The sequence below is a fragment of the Enterococcus durans NBRC 100479 = LMG 10746 genome (assembly GCF_001544215.1).
Taxonomy (GTDB): domain Bacteria; phylum Bacillota; class Bacilli; order Lactobacillales; family Enterococcaceae; genus Enterococcus_B; species Enterococcus_B durans.
In genome coordinates this window covers 33,324-49,665 of the sequence record NZ_BCQB01000002.1, presented here as the reverse complement: position 1 = coordinate 49,665, position 16,342 = coordinate 33,324, and the positions used below count along the sequence as shown (strand labels likewise).

Sequence of the window (16,342 nt, the reverse complement as noted above, 5' to 3'; positions counted from 1 at the left end):
GAGATGGGAAATGCTTACGCGAATGCGGGTGTGAATGTCGAAGCAGGTTATGAAGTAGTCGAAAGGATCAAAAAGCATGTCAAAAGGACAGAACGACTTGGTGTAATGGGGGCTCTTGGCGGTTTTGGCGGGTGTTTCGAGCTTGGCTCATTCAGCTATTTGAAGGAACCGGTCCTAGTTTCTGGTACAGACGGTGTGGGAACGAAATTACTCTTAGCGATCGAATCTGGGATACACGATACGATCGGAATTGATTGTGTAGCGATGTGTGTGAATGATATTCTTGCGCAAGGTGCTGAACCACTCTATTTTCTGGATTATTTGGCAACAGGAAAGAATTCTCCAGAAAAGTTAGAAAAAGTTGTAGCGGGAGTAGCTACTGGCTGTGTTGAGGCCAATATGGCTCTGATCGGCGGCGAAACAGCGGAAATGCCGGGGATGTATACGGAAGACGAGTATGATCTTGCTGGTTTTGCGGTAGGTATCGCTGAAAAAGCGCAATTGATCACAGGAAAAGCAATCAAAGCTGGGGATGTCCTTCTTGGCTTGCCCTCTAGTGGTATTCATTCTAATGGCTATTCATTGGTGCGCAAAATCTTCTTTGAGAAACACGCTTTTGCATTATCTGATACGATCAGCGGATTATCAGAACCGCTTAGTACAGAGTTGCTAAAACCTACAAAAATCTATGTTTCTTCACTATTACCTATTATGAAAGAGCAAAAAATCAAGGGCGCAGCTCATATCACTGGTGGCGGTTTTGTTGAAAACATCCCCCGCATGCTGCCTGAAGAAACAGCGGCTCGCATCCAACTAGGTTCTTGGCCAACATTGCCGATCTTCGATTGTTTAGAAAAATACGGCGAAATTCCGACGAATGAAATGTATGAAATCTTTAATATGGGGATCGGGATGGTATTAGCAGTAGAAGCCACCGAAGCTGATGAGATCATGGAGAAAATACAAAAACAAGGGGAAGCTGTTTATCGTATTGGAGAAGTCGTGCCGTTAGAAACAGAAAAAGTGGAATTTGCTGAGGCAACAAGATGAGGATCGCAGTATTTGCTTCGGGAAATGGCAGTAATTTTCAAGCGTTGGTCGAATATTTCCGTGAAAGAGGGTTAACAGATCAATTTGTGTGGCTTTTTTGTGATCAACCGAATGCGTACGTTTTAGAACGTGCGAGTAAACTGGATATTTCGACAAGTGTGTTTTCTCCAAAAGAATTTCAGACGAAAAAAGCATACGAAGAAAAAATATTGGAATGTTTGTTGGACAAAGAAGTAGATCTGATTGTTTTAGCAGGATATATGCGGATCATCGGTTCTACTTTACTAGATCAATATGAATCACGGATCATCAATATCCATCCTTCTTTATTACCTGATTTTCCAGGATTACATGGTATTCGTGATGCGTTTGAAGCAGGAGTAAAGAAAACAGGAGTGACGATCCATTACATTGATAAAGGTGTTGATACTGGTCCGATCATTTGTCAAGAAAGTGTAGAAATCAAAAAAGGGGATACACTGGAAGAGTTAGAAAGACGGATCCATCAAGTAGAACATCGAATCTACCCAAAAGTGATAGAACAAGTTGTAAAAGAAATGAAGACGATGGAGGCTCATATAAAATGACAAGAGCATTAATAAGTGTGTCAGATAAAAAAGGCGTTATTGCGTTTGCTGAAGGGCTAATAGAAAATGGCATTGAGATCATCTCTACTGGTGGGACGAAGAAAGTGCTTGATGAAGCAGGTATTCCCACGATTTCAATTGAAGAAGTAACGGATTTTCCTGAGATGATGGATGGTCGTGTCAAAACCCTTCATCCAAAGATCCATGGGGGATTGTTGGGTCGTCGAGATCTAGCTAGTCATATGGAGGCCATGGCAGCTTCGCAGATCACGCCAATTGATTTTGTCTGTGTCAATTTATATCCATTTAAAGAAACGATCATGAAATCCGGTGTAACGGAAGAAGAAGCAATTGAAAATATCGATATTGGTGGACCAAGTATGTTGCGTAGCGCAGCTAAAAACCATCAGTTTGTGACAGCAGTCGTTGATCCTGCAGACTATCCTGTGGTTCTTTCGGAATTGAAGGAACTGGGGGGAACGTCCCTTGCAACGAGAAAAAAATTAGCTGCAAAGGTATTTCGCCATACTGCTGCATATGATGCTTTGATCGCACAGTATCTAACCGGTCAAGTAGCTGAACGCGAACCAGAAAAATTGACGCTTACCTTTGATCGAAAACAGGATCTTCGCTATGGAGAAAACAGTCATCAAAAGGCAGCGTTTTATGAAACGGCATTGCCGGAAAGTTATTCGATTGCCCAAGCACAACAACTTCATGGAAAAGAATTGTCCTTCAATAATATTCGTGATGCGGATGCGGCGCTACGGATCATGCGAGAGTATCAAGAACCGACTGTTGTTGCGTTGAAACATATGAACCCTTGTGGGATTGGTTCTGCTTCAACGATTTTTGCTGCTTGGAATGCTGCTTATGAAGCAGATCCTGTATCGATTTTTGGCGGAATCATCGTTCTCAACCGAGAAGTAGATCTGCCTACAGCTGAAGCGATGCATAAGCTTTTTCTAGAAATCATCATTGCACCATCGTTTACACCAGAGAGTTTAGAAGTATTGAAAACGAAGAAAAATATTCGATTGCTGACTGTTGATTTTACTGTGAAAGATTCCACGTATACGGAAGAAACGGTTTCTGTTTTAGGTGGATTATTAGTCCAAGACGAAGATGTTGCGATGGAAGAGAAACAAGATTGGCAAGTAGTGACTGATCGAAAACCGACTGAAAAGGAACTAGCTGCTATGGCTTTTGCATGGCGAGCGGTGAAACATGTAAAGTCAAATGCGATTGTTTTGGCAAATGAACATCAAACAGTAGGAATCGGTGCGGGACAAATGAATCGTGTGGGTTCTGTTAAGATCGCTATTGAACAAGCAGGAGCTAAGACCAAGGATGCGGTGTTAGCAAGTGATGCTTATTTTCCAATGGATGACTCTGTCGAATATGCCGCAAAACATGGAATCAAAGCGATCATCCAGCCAGGGGGAAGTATCAAAGACAAAGCATCCATCGATATGGCAAATAAATATGGTGTTGCAATGGTATTTACTGGTGTACGTCATTTCAGACACTAATACAAAGGAGTAGCAGATGAATATATTGATCATAGGTGCTGGTGGCAGAGAGCATGCGATAGGAAAGAAAATAAAACAGAGTCCGAAAGTTAACAAGGTCTATTGTGCTCCTGGTAATCCAGGGATGACCCTCGATGGCATCGAACAAGTAGATATCCATGAACTGGATCATCAAAAGTTGATTGAATTTGCCAAAAAAAATCAAATTACTTGGACGTTCGTTGGCCCAGAACAACCATTGTTGAATGGGATCGTCGATGACTTCCAAGCCGCTGGGCTAAAAATTTTTGGTCCAACTCAATCTGCGGCGATAATCGAAGGGTCGAAAAGTTTTGCAAAAGAGTTGATGGGAAAATTTGGCATCCCTACAGCTGAATCAGAGAACTTTACGACTTTTGCAGCTGCAAAACAATATATCGAAGAACAAGGGGCACCTATCGTTATCAAAGCGGATGGACTAGCTGCTGGTAAAGGTGTCGTAGTTGCTTTGACAGTGGAAGAAGCAGTTCAAGCTGCGAAAGAAATGTTAGAAGATCATCGCTTTGGAGACAGCGGAAAATTGATTGTTGTTGAAGAGTTTTTATCGGGAGAGGAATTTTCTTTACTGGCATTCGTCAATGGGAATGAAATATATCCGATGCCGATCTCACAAGACCACAAACGAGCATACGACAAGGATCAAGGACCAAATACAGGAGGAATGGGTGCGTATACGCCAGTACCACAAATCGCCGACGAGTTAGTGGAAGAAGCGATTCAGAAAATCCTTCAGCCAGCTGCTGATGGAATGGTAGAACTGGGACGTCCGTTCGTTGGTATTTTGTATGCTGGGTTGATTGCAACACCAACTGGGCCCAAAGTGATTGAATTCAATGCAAGATTTGGAGACCCTGAAACGCAAGTCGTCTTATCACGTTTGAAAAGTGACTTTGTCCAAGTAATTGATGAATTGCTTAAAGGGCAGGCACCAAGTGAACTTTTATGGGAGAATGAGGGGTATAACGTGGGTGTAGTTGTTGCAGCTGAAGGGTACCCGGGCGACTACTTAAAAGGGATGCCACTCCCTGATTTTTCAACTGAGGATGTGACCGTCTATTATGCAGGCGTAAGGAAAGAAGAGGGTAATTTAGTTGGATCAGGTGGGCGAATCTATTTGGTGGAGAGTTTTGGTAAAAGCTTGACTGAGGCAAGAACAAACATCTACACAGCGCTTGCGGCAAAAGATACGAATCAGACATTCTATCGAACAGATATTGGGGCAAAAGGGCTACGCGTAAAAACGAAAAGTTGAGAATAGGGCAAGACACCGTATTTTTCTGGAGAATAGAAAAATACGGTGTCTATTTTTAAAGCCTTTTCATTAAAGTTGTGGTAAAATTATCCCGAAAAGAAAGGAAGTTTTGAGATGAAACAGATTCAATTGGGTGCATCAAGTCAGATGGTTTCCTCTGTTATTCTTGGTTGTATGCGAATCAACGGAGCAAAGGATCCAGTAAAAGTGATTGAAACAGCTTACGATAATGGAATCAATTTTTTTGATCACGCCGATATTTACGGAGGCGGAGAATGTGAATCGATTTTTGCTGATGCGTTGGCAAAAACGTCGCTTAAACGAGAAGACTTATTTATCCAGACGAAGTGCGGGATAGTTCCTGGTGTTATGTTCGATTTTTCAAAAAAACATATCATTGAATCGGTAGAAGGAAGCCTTCAACGTTTGAAAATGGACTATGTAGATGCGCTTTTACTCCATCGTCCAGATACTTTAGTCGATCCTAGCGAAGTGGCTGAAGCGTTTGATGAATTAGAAAAATCAGGGAAAGTTCGTCATTTTGGTGTCAGCAATCAAAAACCGATGCAAATCGACTTGCTTAAGAAGTATGTGAAACAGCCATTACTAGCCAATCAATTACAATTTGGCTTAAAGCATTCTGGAATGATCGATCAAGGAATCCATGTCAATATGACTGATGATGGAAGCGTTGACCATGACGGTAGTGTATTAGATTACTCACGCTTGAATGATATGACTATCCAGGCGTGGTCTCCTTACCAATACGGATTTTTTGAAGGAGTATTTATTGGAAATGAAAAATTCCCTGAGTTGAATCAAGCATTGGATAACTTAGCTGAAAAATACGGAACGACTCCGACCGGTTTAGCAGCGGCGTGGATCTTGCGCCATCCTGCAAATGTGCAAGTAATTGCTGGGACGATGAATCCTGGAAGGATCGAAGAAATTGCGAAAGCGTCAGAAATCCAATTAACGCGCGAAGATTGGTATGAACTTTATCGTGCAGCAGGAAATATCCTTCCTTAAACAATATGGAGCCGTTAGTCAGTTGAGGTTGATCTAACGGCTTTTTTACATAGAAAAAAACACATAAACAAATAAAGAAAGGAAGAAGAACATGGCGACACATAAAGAACTGTTGAAAGCAGAGAAAAAAGCATTGAACAAGCTTTTTGTGAGGGAACTTTCCAATGTTAGGAAAGAAACTCTTGAACTTGATCAACTACAAAAAGCGATCGTGGTCCACGTTAATTATGGGAATAGCAAAGATAGAACAACTTTAGAGCAAAAATACGTAGATAGTCAGGTCGTTGATTTGTTGAATCAATATAGGAAAAAGATAGATGATCATTTGCCGAGATTACGCAGGGTGAAACAAATTGAAAAAGATATCGATTACGCCAAAAAATATTCCTATTATCAGGGTAGCCATACATTCAAAAGACTGAACTATGAAGAAGGGTGGGCTACATGGAAATTAGAGAATGCTGAAGGAATATACTATCCTCCTCCGTTGAAAAAGTATATCGAGCGTTTGAATACCTCTTATGATGACGTTCACCTAAATACAGTTATACCTGTACATCCAATGAAAAATAAACTATATCCAGGTACATATACCAAAAATAATTCCCTTAGCCGAAGAGTCCTACATACGCAAAAAGCTCGATTGAATAAAGAAGTGAAAGAACAAATAAAAGTGATTGAAATAAGTAAAAAGGAGTTAGATGAAATTAACGCAAAAATTCTCAACAGCTGTGAAGACATTGGCAAAACAATCAGTGAGCTTGAAGCATTGGAGTATCAGAATTTGTGTGTCAAGCATAGCGAGTGTTTTGTTACATACATTGATCAATTTGTGGCTCTGGATCAAGTAAGAACTAAGCTTCATCAAACAAGAATAGCGTTGGTACATCATACATCTTTGAATACAGAGAATAAAATAAAGTATATCAATGCTAGTCAAACACTCAAAAAAGTCAACTACACACAGGATTCGTTTGCTGGAAATCTTCAATTGGCGCTTAAAAAGTATCAATCTCCCCAAATCCTTGAATTTTATGATGTTTATACGAATCGAAGCAGTCGAGAGAGAATAGCTAAAGCATTAAAAAAAATGGGCAAGCTTTTAGCGAAAGTCGATAAAGAAAAAGAAGTTGTCGAGAATACGCAAGCGCCAAAAATAGAGCGAGGAACTCTTAATCATCCGGTGATAGAACGTGCTCAAAGTAATCAGTCGATCAACTCTCGGCGACTTGGTGTCGTCATCAATCAAGCAGTCGCTAACAGCATGAATGAGTCCTATATAAAAAGAAATCGGGAAACGGCTAAAAAAGTTGACCAACCTGATAGGAGATCGACGCTTTAAGAGCACGGGTCGCTCATTTTTATAATCAACTACATAAATACCCTTAAAAACGAACAATGGGCAAAAAACAAAATCTGTGAAAAAATGCTGATTCTGTTTTTTTGTTTGCTTTTTCTCTTGATTTTTTATTTCAATTAGGTTAAATTACATAGGGCGCTAAAAATAAGTGCTTTGAAAGTAAATAATGTTCGTGTTTTACCGTATTCGAACATCAGGAGGATCATGTCAATGAAAGTATTTGATTACGAAGATATCCAACTAATTCCTAATAAATGTATCGTGAATAGCCGTTCAGAGTGTGATACGACCGTTACTCTAGGAAAACACACATTCAAGATGCCTGTAGTACCGGCGAACATGCAGACGATCATCGATGACTCGATTGCAGAATTTCTAGCAGAAAATGGCTATTTCTATATCATGCACCGTTTTGATGAAGCGGCAAGAATCCCATTTGTCAAAAAAATGAAGGAACGCCAATTGATTAGCTCGATCAGTGTCGGGGTGAAAAAGGAAGAGTATTCTTTTGTAGAAGAGTTAGCCAAACAAGGATTAGCGCCTGACTATATCACGATCGATATTGCACATGGTCATTCAAATTCTGTCATTGAAATGATCCAACATATCAAAGCGCATTTGCCAGAAACTTTTGTGATTGCTGGAAATGTTGGTACGCCAGAAGCAGTCCGTGAATTAGAGAATGCCGGTGCTGATGCCACGAAAGTCGGCATTGGACCTGGGAAAGTATGTATCACTAAAATCAAAACAGGGTTTGGTACTGGTGGTTGGCAACTGGCGGCTCTTAGATGGTGCGCAAAAGCAGCAAGAAAACCGATTATTGCAGATGGTGGTATTCGTACGCACGGTGATATTGCGAAATCAGTCCGCTTTGGTGCAACGATGGTAATGATTGGCTCGCTTTTTGCAGGACATGAAGAATCACCTGGAGAAACTAAAGTGGAAAATGGTGTCGTATATAAAGAATATTTCGGTTCTGCATCAGAGTTCCAAAAAGGTGAAAAGAAAAATGTCGAAGGTAAGAAAATTTGGATCCAACATAAAGGATCATTAAAAGATACGCTGATTGAAATGCAGCAAGATCTACAGTCTTCGATCTCCTACGCAGGTGGAAGAGACCTTGAAGCTATTCGAAAAGTAGATTATGTAATCGTGAAAAATTCGATTTTCAACGGAGATACGATCTAAAGAAGATCGATGAAATAAAAACGGAGATAGCAGAAAGTTGTCTTCAATAAATAAGGAAAAATTCAGAGGAGTTGTTTTTCAAATTTCTAAGAATCTTATGTTATTGACACAACGCAGTGGTTAGCTCCGGTTTAGAGGGTGCGACAAAGGTGACTTTTCCTTTTGTCGTGCTCTTATTTTTTATTTTCTGTTTCTTTCTACGAAAAATCCGTTAAAATAAAGAAAAAAACTGGAGAAAAAACATGTGGAAAGAAATAGATAAAATGAAGGGACCAATCTATCGGCAAATGATGGATCAGATAATGAAAAATATCGAAAATGGCAATCTAGCTCCTGGGGAAAGATTGCCTTCTGAACGAAAATTGGCGGCTGAATTTAAGACGAATCGGACGACAGTGGTACGTGCGTTGGATGAATTACGTGCTCTGGGAGTTCTTACTAGTCGACAGGGAAGCGGACGCTATGTCAATCAAACGGAATGGGGAAAGTTTTCTGTTCCACGAATCAATTGGCGTGAACTTTTTTCTCAGCGCTATGAGCAAGTAGATGACTGGTATGAAGAACGGATCAAGGAAGCAAAAAAACAACCAGATTTTCTGGATCTTTTCTCCAGTGAAATGCCGAATAAACTATTGCCTGATGTACAATTTCCGGCACATACGATGGCAGAAATGATCACTGAAGAGCAAAAAATGACGGATCTAGGTTATCTTCCGTTAGTAGAAAAAATTGAAGGATATTTAAGTGACGAGTTTCAATTTGATTTTTCCCGCACACAGTTATTAGTGACGGTGGGAGGGCAACAAGCTATTTTTTTGATTTTACAAACACTTCTCTCCAATGGAGATGCAGTAGCAGTCGAATCACCTTCCTTTTTCTATCGTTTGGCTTTGTTTAGAGCAACAGGGACTCGGCTATTTGGTATTCCGATGGATGATGAAGGGATAGATTTGGCTATTTTAGAAAAGTCCATCCAAAAAAATAAAATCAAAGCTGTACTAGTTAATCCTAATTTCCAAAATCCTACCGGGAAAGTCATGTCGCAAAAACGGCGAAATGATCTAGTCGTACTGTGTAGGAAGTATCAGGTCCCGATTGTTGAAGATGATGTTTTTAGTGATCTTTCGTTTCAGGAAGTTGAAAACAGCCCTGTTTCTATCCATTCACTCGATCCTGAAAATGTTCTATATGTTGGTTCTTTATCTAGACTACTTGGGAAGACGACGAAAATCGGTTGGATAATCGGCCCCCAAACGTTGATCTTCAAATTAGCCAAAGCGCAACAAATGATGGAATTCTCCATGAGTATCTTTACACAAATTGCTGCCACTGCAGTTTTCGAAGAAAGTTATGATGCGAAACTAGCGCTTGTACGTAACCAGTTGCAGGAAAAAAGTTTGTTGTTGCAGAAATGGGCACAGAAGCAGAACTTTTTCAATGTCTGGCCAATCAAAGGTGGATATTATGCCTGGGTAACATGGGAAGGAAAGAAAATGACGGCAGAAATTGCAAGTGAAGCGGTGGCAAAAGGGTTGGGCGTAGCCCCTAGTTGGTTATTTGGTCGGGAGACGAATGGGATAAGGATCAATTTCAGCAGACTTGACCAAGATCGAATGATTGTTTTTGCCGAACGAATGGAAGAATTGGCAGGTTGGTTGCAAGCATAAACAAAATGAAGGAAAAAATAGTGCAACAGTTTGGAAAAAACCTGACTGTTGCTTTTTAGTTGAAAAAAATGCACATATAGGAGTAAATTAGAATATAAGTGTTTGTTTATTTTATCACTAATATCTTTAGAGGCTTTTGCTTGATTCGTGAAAAAGGTATAACAATAAGCTTTGTTTATAGTAACAGATAGTATATTGAAGGCAAAAAAACAAGGGATAATGGCGAAAAAATGTAAACCGCTTTCTTTATTGTGATTGACTTCACTAACGTTGTAATAAAGCGGATATCTGTAATTTTTTTAAATCGTGAAAATTTGGGCTTTAAGCTTGTGTTTCTTAATGATACGTGATAATTTATAAATGAAGACGGTTAAATAGTGATACAGATTATATCGCTGTTTCAATCGCAGAAAGATGAGATTTTCTTATAGATGAGAGAGGAATGTGTGATAATGGCAAACAAGAAAGCACCTATCGACTTCACTGCATTATTAGAAGAAGTCAATTCAGATTTTCCAGTATACCAAGCACTAGACCAAGATGGCAAAGTAGTAAATGAAAACCTTGTTCCTGATTTATCAGATGAACAATTAGTTGAATTGATGACGAATATGGTTTGGTCTCGTGTTTTAGATCAACGGTCAACCGCTTTGAATCGTCAAGGACGTTTAGGATTTTTCGCTCCAACAGCAGGACAAGAAGCAAGTCAGCTTGCAAGTTCATTTGCATTTGATAAAGAGGATGTATTGCTCCCAGGTTATCGTGATGTCCCTCAATTGGTTAAACATGGTTTACCTTTATCACAAGCATTCTTGTGGTCACGTGGACATGCGGCAGGAAACTTTTATCCAGAAGAATTGAAAGCTCTACCACCACAAATCATCATTGGCGCACAATATGTTCAAGCGGCTGGTGTAGCACTTGGCTTAAAGAAACGTAATAAGAAAAATGTAGTATTCACTTACACAGGTGATGGCGGTTCTTCACAAGGAGATTTCTATGAAGCAATCAACTTCGCTGGTGCTTACCATGCCAATGCAGTATTCTACATTCAAAATAATGGTTTCGCTATCTCGACTCCTCGTGAAAAGCAAACAGCTGCTAAAACATTAGCACAAAAAGCTGTCGCTGCTGGTATTCCAGGTATCCAAGTTGATGGTATGGACCCATTAGCAGTTTACACTGTATCTAAGATGGCACGCGATTGGGCAGTAAGTGGTAATGGCCCTGTGTTGATTGAAACGTTAACTTACCGTTACGGACCACATACATTATCTGGAGATGATCCAACACGTTACCGTACGAAAGATACGGATGACGAGTGGCAGAAAAAAGATCCATTGATCCGTTTCCGTAATTATTTGACTGAAAAAGGATTATGGTCAGAAGAAAAAGAAGAACAAGTTATTGAACAAACAAAAGAAGAAATCAAAGCAGCAATTGCAGAAGCTGATAAAATGCCAAAACAAAAAGTATCAGATTTCTTGAAAAATATGTTTGAAGTTTCACCTCAAACAATCAAAGAACAAATTGCAATCTATGAAGCGAAGGAGTCGAAATAATCATGGCACAAAAAACAATGATTCAAGCAATCACAGATGCCTTAGCGTTGGAACTAGAAAATGACGAAAATGTTCTCGTTTTTGGTGAAGATGTCGGTAAAAACGGTGGGGTATTCCGTGCAACAGAAGGATTGCAAGAAAAATTTGGCGAAGAACGCGTTTTTGACACTCCTTTAGCGGAATCAGGAATCGCTGGACTTGGCTTTGGATTAGCTCTTGAAGGATTCCGTCCGGTACCAGAAATCCAGTTTTTCGGATTTATTTTTGAAGCAATGGATGAAGTCGTTGCACAAATGGCACGTACAAGATACCGCATGGGCGGAACAAGAAACTTACCGATCACGATCCGTTCACCATTCGGCGGAGGTGTCCATACACCAGAACTTCACTCAGATAATTTGGAAGGATTGATCGCTCAGTCACCAGGGATTCGCGTAGTCATCCCATCAAATCCGTACGATGCAAAAGGACTATTGATTTCAGCTATCCGTAGTAATGACCCAGTCGTCTACTTGGAACATATGAAACTATACCGTTCGTTCCGCGAGGAAGTGCCAGATGAAGCATATGAAGTACCTTTGGATAAAGCTGCTGTCACACGTGAAGGTTCCGATGTTTCAATCATCACATATGGTGCAATGGTTCGTGAAGCAATCAAAGCAGCAGACAATCTTGCAAAAGAAGATATTTCAGTAGAAATCATCGACCTACGTACGGTAGCACCATTGGATGTGGACACGATCATTCAATCTGTTGAAAAAACTGGTCGTGTTGTAGTTGTGCAAGAAGCACAAAGACAAGCTGGCGTAAGTGCACAAGTGATTTCTGAAATCTCAGAACGCGCGATCCTTTCTTTAGAGGCACCAATCGGCCGTGTTGCAGCACCAGACACTGTCTTTCCTTTTGGACAAGCAGAAAATATCTGGTTACCTAATGCTGCTGATATTGAAGCAAAAGTGAAAGAAATCGCAGAATTCTAAGAAGAGGGGACGTAATTAAATCATGGCATATCAATTTAAATTACCTGATATCGGTGAAGGTATCGCAGAAGGTGAAATCGTCAAATGGTTTGTTAAAGCAGGAGATACGATCAATGAAGACGATACTTTATTAGAAGTACAAAATGATAAATCAGTTGAAGAAATTCCTTCTCCAGTAACAGGGACAGTCAAAAATGTTCTTGTACCAGAAGGCACAGTAGCAAATGTAGGGGATGTATTGGTAGAAATCGATGCTCCTGGACACGAAGATAACGAGGAAAGCGGTGGCGATGCTGGTGTAGCAGCCAAAGAACAAACACCAGAACAGCCTGCAGCTGAACCGACTGCTGACACTGAAACACAAGGGACAGATGGTGGCGTGTTTGAATTCAAGTTGCCTGATATCGGTGAAGGTATTGCAGAAGGTGAAATCGTCAAATGGTTTGTTAAAGCAGGAGATACGATCAATGAAGACGATACTTTATTAGAAGTACAAAATGATAAATCAGTTGAAGAAATTCCTTCTCCAGTAACAGGGACAGTCAAAAATGTTCTTGTACCAGAAGGCACAGTGGCAAATGTAGGGGATGTATTAGTTGAAATCGATGCCCCTGGTCATAACACTGCTCCATCAAGTGCAAAACCAGCTGCACCTGCTTCTGAAAAAGTCGAAACATCGGGATCAGCCGCTGTTGTCGAAGCTTCAGATCCAGATAAACGTGTGTTGGCGATGCCATCTGTTCGTCAATTCGCTCGTGAAAAAGATGTTGACATCTCTCAAGTGACGGCTACAGGAAAAGGCGGACGTGTGACAAAAGAAGATATTGAAAACTTCATTTCTGGTGGTGGGGTTCCTGCAAAAGCAGAAGAAGCAGCACCTGTAAAAGAAACTGCTTCTGCTGAAAAAGCTGAAACAAAACCAGCGAAACCAGCTCAAGCATTCAGGTCAAATCTAGGTGATCTAGAAGAACGCGTAGCATTGACTCCTACACGTAAAGCTATTGCGAAAGCCATGGTCAACAGCAAACAAACAGCGCCTCATGTGACGTTACATGATGAAGTTGAAGTTTCTAAATTGTGGGATAACCGCAAACGATTCAAGGAAGTTGCAGCAGCCAATGGAACAAAACTTACTTTCTTGCCATACGTGGTGAAAGCATTGACAGCTACAGTGAAAAAATTCCCTATCTTGAATGCTTCGATTGATGATGCAAAACAAGAAATCGTATATAAAAATTACTATAATATTGGTATCGCTACAGATACAGATCATGGGTTATATGTGCCAAACGTGAAAGATGCAGACCGCAAAGGAATGTTTGCTATCGCTGACGAAATCAACGAAAAAGCAAAACTAGCTCATGATGGAAAACTATCTGCTGATGATATGCGTAATGGAACGATCACCATCAGCAATATCGGTTCAGTTGGTGGCGGCTGGTTTACTCCAGTAATCAACTACCCAGAAGTAGCGATCTTAGGTGTCGGTACAATTGCACAACAACCGATCGTGAATGGTGAAGGTGAAATCGTCGTAGGTCGAGTAATGAAACTTTCTCTAAGTTTCGATCACCGGATCGTTGATGGTGCGACAGCACAACAAGCAATGAACAATATCAAACGTCTTTTAGCTGATCCAGAGCTATTAATGATGGAAGGATGATAAACAAATGGTAGTTGGAGATTTTGCTGTAGAATTAGATACAGTTGTAATCGGTGCGGGACCTGGCGGCTATGTAGCAGCCATCCGCGCTGCTGAAATGGGTCAAAAAGTTGCAATCATCGAAAGAGAATATATCGGTGGCGTTTGTTTGAATGTCGGCTGTATTCCTTCAAAAGCATTGATTGCTGCAGGACATCATTATCAAGAATCACTTGATTCCACTATTTTTGGTGTAACAAGCGAAAATGTTACTCTTGATTTTGAGAAAACACAAGATTGGAAAGAAAACAAGGTAGTTAAAACACTTACTTCCGGTGTTGGATTCTTACTAAAAAAACACAAAGTAGAAACGATTGAAGGAGAAGCTTTCTTCGTGGATGATCATACATTGCGTGTGATCCATCCAGATTCAGCACAAACGTATTCATTTAACAATGCAATCATTGCTACTGGTTCACGCCCTATCGAAATTCCAGGATTCAAATTTGGTGGACGTGTACTTGATTCAACTGGCGGTCTAGCATTGAAAGAAGTACCTAAGAAGTTTGTGATCATCGGTGGCGGTGTCATTGGTGCGGAACTCGGTGGTACGTATGCAAATCTTGGAGCCGAAGTAACGATTCTTGAAGGTTCGCCACAAATCTTACCAACTTATGAAAAAGATTTGGTCAAACTAGTGGAAGACGACTTTAAGAAAAAAGGAGTAACCGTCGTAACCAATGCCATGGCAAAAGAAGCAGTAGATAATGGCGATAGCGTAACAGTCAAATATGCTGTTGACGGGAAAGAAGAAACTGTGACGGCTGATTATGTCATGGTAACAGTTGGTCGCCGTCCAAATACTGATGACATGGGCTTAGAACAAGCCGGTGTTGAAGTTGGCGAACGCGGATTGATCAAAGTGGATAAACAAGGGCGCACGAATGTTCCAAATATATATGCGATCGGCGATATCGTACCCGGTGCAGCATTAGCCCATAAAGCAAGCTATGAAGCGAAAATTGCAGCTGAAGCTATCTCAGGCAAAAAGGTAGCTGTCGACTATAAAGCAATGCCGGCAGTTGCATTTACGGATCCTGAATTGGCTTCTGTCGGAATGACGATCAAAGAAGCAAAAGAAGCTGGACTAGAAGCGACTGCTTATAAATTCCCATTTTCTGGAAATGGTCGTGCCTTGTCACTTGCGAAAACTGAAGGCTTCATTCGGTTAGTCACAACAAATGATGATAATGTGGTCATTGGCGCACAAATCGGTGGTGTTGGTGCCAGCGATATGGTGTCAGAATTAGCTTTAGCCATTGAATCAGGAATGAATGCGGAAGATATCGCTTTAACTATCCATCCACATCCATCCCTTGGAGAAATCACAATGGATGCATCAGAATTAGCATTAGGATTACCGATCCATATTTAAAGATTAAAGAGAACTCTCTCTATCATTGAGTGATAATTGATTATCAATACGAGCCAAGTACCTAATTCCATTGAGTTAGGTACTTGGCTTTTTGTATGTACGTTAATTCTCAAATATGAAAAAATGGGACATCTGTCTATCTGGTTATTTGTTAAGATTCTCTTAGCGAGTAAATCTTTAGAACTTAAGAAAGAGTGGAGAACCGTGGTTTTTTGCTTTCAATCATAGATTGCTTGAATAAAAAAGGAGTGGAGAAAGTGAATAACCCAGAAAAAAATCCTGAAGAGGTTTATGTAGAGCCAACAACTAGAGATCTTAGAAATCATCCTCAAAGTGATAAGATACGGCAGATATTTGTTCGAAGTGAGGAAAATTTCTTTCGTCATTTATCGGATCTCTTTGTAAAAGAACCCGAAGTTTACGCTAAAGTTGAACAAATCATTTTTGATAAGTTCCAGTTTTCTGTTCCTTCGTTATTAGAAATGGTTGAACGAAAAGGAGAAAACATTCTACGTGCCCCAGTACTCTTGCCAGAATATGAAGAACAGCGAAAAGAAGCAGTAAAAAAAAAATATCTTGCCTGTCGAGATGAAGCGGAAACTGCAATCTTCAATGCCTATCATCGAAATGGATATTGCATCGCTGAAATTGTTTCGCCAAGTTTCAACCGCCTTATTGAAGAAACGAAGAACTTTGAAAGAAGAAGAGACAATGTGCGTTTTGCCGCACGTGCGCTTGAAGCTTGTCTTAAAAATCTACGTAGAGATAAGCCTATCAATCTGATCAATTTTTATACAAAACCGGCGAGACAGGGCAATGATAGATGAGTCGTGGTTGTTCTTTAGTTACAAGTGAGCAACAACTTCTCCCTAATAAAAACATATTGATGAACGAAGAAAAATCCACCAAGAGGCGAACAAAAAATGAGTGAAATCAGGCAATGACTTAAATTGCCTGATTTTTTGCCGTGATTGGAATGAGGCGGGGACAGAAGTGTTTAACTCCAAGAAATAAGAAGA

At 40.3% G+C, this 16,342-nt stretch carries 13 protein-coding genes; all 13 read left to right on the top strand.

The features are described 5' to 3' along the window. Positions 1-3 precede the first annotated feature (3 nt). The 13 genes from purM to ED2_RS00835 all read left to right on the top strand — a co-directional run bounded on the left by purM (position 4) and on the right by ED2_RS00835 (position 16,150). The gene (purM, locus tag ED2_RS00895) at positions 4-1,050 is read left to right on the top strand and encodes a phosphoribosylformylglycinamidine cyclo-ligase (RefSeq protein ID WP_016176765.1); all 1,047 of its coding nucleotides are present in this window, start codon (positions 4-6) and stop codon (positions 1,048-1,050) included. Then, a complete protein-coding gene (gene purN, locus ED2_RS00890) occupies positions 1,047-1,637 on the top strand; it encodes a phosphoribosylglycinamide formyltransferase (protein WP_005876472.1) in 591 nt (196 codons plus the stop codon). Before purM ends, purN begins: the two co-directional genes overlap by 4 nt. Next, a complete protein-coding gene (gene purH, locus ED2_RS00885; protein ID WP_016176764.1) occupies positions 1,634-3,169 on the top strand; it encodes a bifunctional phosphoribosylaminoimidazolecarboxamide formyltransferase/IMP cyclohydrolase in 1,536 nt (511 codons plus the stop codon). Before purN ends, purH begins: the two co-directional genes overlap by 4 nt. Positions 3,170-3,185: 16 nt before the next feature. Beyond that, positions 3,186-4,460, top strand: a complete 1,275-nt coding sequence (gene purD, locus ED2_RS00880; protein ID WP_005876475.1) for a phosphoribosylamine--glycine ligase — start codon at positions 3,186-3,188, stop codon at positions 4,458-4,460. Positions 4,461-4,574: 114 nt separating this feature from the next. Continuing rightward, positions 4,575-5,489: an aldo/keto reductase gene (locus tag ED2_RS00875; protein WP_005876477.1), complete on the top strand. Its 915-nt coding sequence runs from the start codon at positions 4,575-4,577 to the stop codon at positions 5,487-5,489. A 91-nt stretch (positions 5,490-5,580) separates the two neighbouring features. Then, positions 5,581-6,831: a hypothetical protein gene (locus ED2_RS00870; protein WP_016176763.1), complete on the top strand. Its 1,251-nt coding sequence runs from the start codon at positions 5,581-5,583 to the stop codon at positions 6,829-6,831. A 228-nt stretch (positions 6,832-7,059) separates the two neighbouring features. Next, positions 7,060-8,037, top strand: coding sequence for a GMP reductase (gene guaC, locus ED2_RS00865; RefSeq protein ID WP_005876481.1), 978 nt, complete (start codon positions 7,060-7,062; stop codon positions 8,035-8,037). Between the two features lie 242 nt (positions 8,038-8,279). Beyond that, positions 8,280-9,704 carry an aminotransferase-like domain-containing protein gene (locus ED2_RS00860; protein ID WP_016176762.1) on the top strand — a complete coding sequence of 475 codons (1,425 nt, stop codon included), beginning with the start codon at positions 8,280-8,282 and terminating at the stop codon, positions 9,702-9,704. A 452-nt stretch (positions 9,705-10,156) separates the two neighbouring features. Further along, complete coding sequence (gene pdhA / locus ED2_RS00855; RefSeq protein ID WP_005876485.1) at positions 10,157-11,266, top strand: pyruvate dehydrogenase (acetyl-transferring) E1 component subunit alpha; 1,110 nt, start codon at positions 10,157-10,159, stop codon at positions 11,264-11,266. 2 nt (positions 11,267-11,268) lie between these two features. Further along, positions 11,269-12,246: an alpha-ketoacid dehydrogenase subunit beta gene (locus ED2_RS00850; RefSeq protein WP_005876487.1), complete on the top strand. Its 978-nt coding sequence runs from the start codon at positions 11,269-11,271 to the stop codon at positions 12,244-12,246. Between the two features lie 22 nt (positions 12,247-12,268). Continuing rightward, on the top strand, positions 12,269-13,909 hold the full coding sequence (locus ED2_RS00845; RefSeq protein WP_016176761.1) for a dihydrolipoyllysine-residue acetyltransferase: 1,641 nt from the start codon (positions 12,269-12,271) through the stop codon (positions 13,907-13,909). A 7-nt stretch (positions 13,910-13,916) separates the two neighbouring features. Then, positions 13,917-15,323, top strand: coding sequence for a dihydrolipoyl dehydrogenase (lpdA, locus tag ED2_RS00840; RefSeq protein WP_016176760.1), 1,407 nt, complete (start codon positions 13,917-13,919; stop codon positions 15,321-15,323). A 257-nt stretch (positions 15,324-15,580) separates the two neighbouring features. Then, positions 15,581-16,150: a hypothetical protein gene (locus ED2_RS00835; RefSeq protein ID WP_016176759.1), complete on the top strand. Its 570-nt coding sequence runs from the start codon at positions 15,581-15,583 to the stop codon at positions 16,148-16,150. Positions 16,151-16,342: the final 192 nt, after the last annotated feature.

Coding starts and splice junctions, on each gene's coding strand:
- ED2_RS00850 (WP_005876487.1), top strand. CDS start 11,269: ATGGCACAAAAAACAATGATTCAAGCAATCACAGATGCCTTAGCGTTG.
- pdhA (WP_005876485.1), top strand. CDS start 10,157: ATGGCAAACAAGAAAGCACCTATCGACTTCACTGCATTATTAGAAGAA.
- ED2_RS00845 (WP_016176761.1), top strand. CDS start 12,269: ATGGCATATCAATTTAAATTACCTGATATCGGTGAAGGTATCGCAGAA.
- ED2_RS00870 (WP_016176763.1), top strand. CDS start 5,581: ATGGCGACACATAAAGAACTGTTGAAAGCAGAGAAAAAAGCATTGAAC.
- purD (WP_005876475.1), top strand. CDS start 3,186: ATGAATATATTGATCATAGGTGCTGGTGGCAGAGAGCATGCGATAGGA.
- ED2_RS00860 (WP_016176762.1), top strand. CDS start 8,280: ATGTGGAAAGAAATAGATAAAATGAAGGGACCAATCTATCGGCAAATG.
- guaC (WP_005876481.1), top strand. CDS start 7,060: ATGAAAGTATTTGATTACGAAGATATCCAACTAATTCCTAATAAATGT.
- purN (WP_005876472.1), top strand. CDS start 1,047: ATGAGGATCGCAGTATTTGCTTCGGGAAATGGCAGTAATTTTCAAGCG.
- lpdA (WP_016176760.1), top strand. CDS start 13,917: ATGGTAGTTGGAGATTTTGCTGTAGAATTAGATACAGTTGTAATCGGT.
- ED2_RS00875 (WP_005876477.1), top strand. CDS start 4,575: ATGAAACAGATTCAATTGGGTGCATCAAGTCAGATGGTTTCCTCTGTT.
- purM (WP_016176765.1), top strand. CDS start 4: ATGGGAAATGCTTACGCGAATGCGGGTGTGAATGTCGAAGCAGGTTAT.
- purH (WP_016176764.1), top strand. CDS start 1,634: ATGACAAGAGCATTAATAAGTGTGTCAGATAAAAAAGGCGTTATTGCG.